Source organism: Pseudomonadota bacterium (assembly GCA_022361155.1).
GTDB lineage: Bacteria > Myxococcota_A > Polyangia > Polyangiales > JAKSBK01 > JAKSBK01.
This window is the reverse complement of the sequence record JAKSBK010000315.1, coordinates 1-1,447: the sequence shown is the minus strand read 5'-3', so window position 1 is coordinate 1,447 and position 1,447 is coordinate 1. Positions and strand designations below refer to the sequence as shown.

At 59.8% G+C, this 1,447-nt stretch carries 2 protein-coding genes; both read right to left on the bottom strand.

What is annotated here, in order from left to right:
* Window positions 1-565: 565 nt before the first annotated feature.
* Complete coding sequence (locus MJD61_12285; protein ID MCG8556047.1) at window positions 566-1,147, bottom strand: FRG domain-containing protein; 582 nt, start codon at window positions 1,145-1,147, stop codon at window positions 566-568.
* 74 nt (window positions 1,148-1,221) lie between these two features.
* A partial coding sequence (locus tag MJD61_12280) for a hypothetical protein (GenBank protein ID MCG8556046.1) occupies window positions 1,222-1,447 on the bottom strand: 226 nt, incomplete at its 5' end.

Here is a 1,447-nt window from a genome sequence, read left to right as displayed (position 1 = left end):
GTGGGACCAGCCCCATTTCACAGCGCCGAATAGACGCGACTTGACACGATCGGTAACAAGTATCCCAGGGTCAAACTGAAAGCCGAGATCGAGAGCCTCTTCACTCCGTCGCCTACCGCTGCTACCTTCAATAGTGTGAGTGCTGGCGACGGCTACGCGTGTGGGGTGCGGATCTCAGATGGTCGAGTGCAGTGCTGGGGTCTGGACATCAGCGCGTCGAAACCCCCGGCCGATGTGGTCTTCCGCAGTATTAGTGCAGGGATGAATCACGCGTGTGGGGTGAGGGCAAGGGATAGCCAAGTACAGTGTTGGGGCGCTGACTCGGAGGGCCAGTCCACTCCGCCGGCTGGGATCGCCTTCACCAGTGTGAGCGCGGGCGCAGGCTACACGTGTGGCGTGCGAGCTTCAGATCGACAGGTGCAATGCTGGGGCAACGCTCCGCCTCGCCCGGAGGCTTAGTTGCACAATCTGCGTCCTAGCGGCTCAGGGCCTCCATTGCTTGGCGTCTCGGTAACGATCGACCTTCTGCCCGCAAAGGCGAATGAGACGGACGGACTGGGCTACGTTAACCAAGACCCTCCAGGCCGTACAATCGTCGCAGCTCCTGTGCAAGGCCGTCAGGGCCGGGGAAAAGCGTCGCATCCCCCACTCCGAACGCCGTCATGAGTTCATGACGGATTTGACGTCTTCGCGCCGCGGGAATTCGGATGTCAGCAAGAAAGGGCCGAACTGTGGCCCTGTTGGTCGCGAGTTCCCGGAGGTCTGGTTGCTCGAAGGTGTGCACCGTAAAACATCCATGTTGGGCAGTGACTCTCGGTGAAACAGCATCGGCGTACACTGGAGAGATCGTATTGCAGTTGTGACAGCCTAGTTGGCGAATCACACCGTCGGTAACAAGTGCCGAGGGCTGGAGCACCCAGACCAAGCTGTCCTCGTCTTGATCCAGGTATTGGTGGTCACGGGTGGCGAAGAAGAGAGCTGCCAGCGAGTTTTCGGTCCAGTCCAGGAGCCGCGTTGGAGCACCGTGGTGCTGCATGACCGAAGCTAGCTGGTGCTGATCCAAACCGCCAAGCCACGAGAAACCGCGCTGCCTGAAGCGCTGCTGCAATTCAAACTCTAGCTGCGCGTTCGCTTTGTAACGCAGCAACGATGGAACAAGCGTATGATCTGCCACTGGATGGCCTCGGAACCACAGGGGGCGCGGTGACGCAAAGGGGCCCATCAAGACACCTCGCTGATGAGGGATGGAATGTCATTATCTGGGCACCAAGGAGCGGCGGCGGCGATGGACCAGTTGATGAGGTCGTCGAAACGCCCTGCCTTGAGGTAGCTGCGTAGCAGGATCATGCCTTCGGCGTTTTGCTGCTTCCAGAACTTGGCATTGCTCTTCATGCGCAGGTTGATGACGCGGCGCATGGCGCTTTCGATGGCACCGCTTCCGCGAGGG